The organism is Mesorhizobium sp. M5C.F.Ca.IN.020.32.2.1 (genome assembly GCF_004023105.1).
Classification (GTDB): Bacteria; Pseudomonadota; Alphaproteobacteria; order Rhizobiales; family Rhizobiaceae; genus Mesorhizobium; species Mesorhizobium wenxiniae.
On the sequence record NZ_RZSX01001362.1, the window covers coordinates 1 to 1,031 of the forward strand.

A 1,031-nucleotide genomic window follows, 5' to 3' on the forward strand; every position below is an offset into this window, starting at 1 on the left:
TGGTTATTTCTGCCGTACGCCGCGCAGGCAAGCCGTCGCGGACCGAGATCGCCGCAACCACCGGCCTCAGCCATTCGACCATCTCGGCGATCTCTTCCGACCTGATCCAGGAACGCATCCTGGCCGAGAGCAAGGCGAGTGAGACCGTTTCGCTGAAACGTGGCCGGCCGCAGGTTGGCCTCAGCCTCAATCCTGAAGCCGCTGCGGTATTGGCCGTCGTGTTGTCGCTGAATTCCCTGTCGGTCGCTGTCATCGACTATGCCGGACAAGTGGTCGCCGAGGAACAGCGCCGGCTGGACTCGCTGATCATGTCGCGCGACGAGCTGATCGATGAATGTGTCGCCATCGTCCGGCGCCGGCTCGAAGACCCCGGCCTCGACGTCCAAAGCGTCGCCCGCATCGCGCTGGCGATCCAGGGTATTACCGATTCCCATGCGCGCGCCATGTTGTGGTCGCCGATCACGCCGCAGACGAACATCGCCTTCGCCGACATTCTGGAACGCGAGTTCGGCATCCCGGCCATCATGGAGAACGACTGCAACATGATGGCCGTGGCGCTGCGCCGGCGCGACCCGGATCGCCACCGCGACGATTTCATCGCCATCCTGCTCTCGCATGGCATCGGTATGGGACTGGTGCTGAAGGGCGAGCTGTTCACCGGCACCCATTCCTCAGGCGGCGAATTCGGCCACATGATTCATCGGCCGGGCGGCGCGCTTTGCCGCTGCGGGCGGCGCGGTTGCGTCGAGGCTTATGCCGGCAACTACGCTATCTGGCGCAACGCAAGGCAATTGAGCGAGAACGCCGAGCCGGTCGCCGATGTCAGCGACGCCGAGATGCGGGCACTGGCGGCTCGGGCGCGCGAGACGGACGGACCGGAGCGCGAAGCCTACCGCAAGGCCGGCGAGGCGCTCGGCTTCGGGCTCGGCAGCCTGTTCGCGCTGATCGATCCGGCGCCGGTCGCCATGGTCGGTGCCAGCGCTGCCGCCTTCGACCTGATCGAGCCGGCCCTGCGCGAGGCCATCGCCCAG

1 protein-coding gene is annotated in these 1,031 nt (G+C 66.4%); it reads left to right on the plus strand.

Features of this window, described 5'->3' with window-relative positions; all coding sequences use genetic code 11:
• A partial coding sequence (locus EOA86_RS36005) for an ROK family protein (RefSeq protein WP_164892384.1) occupies window positions 1–1,031 on the plus strand: 1,031 nt, incomplete at both ends.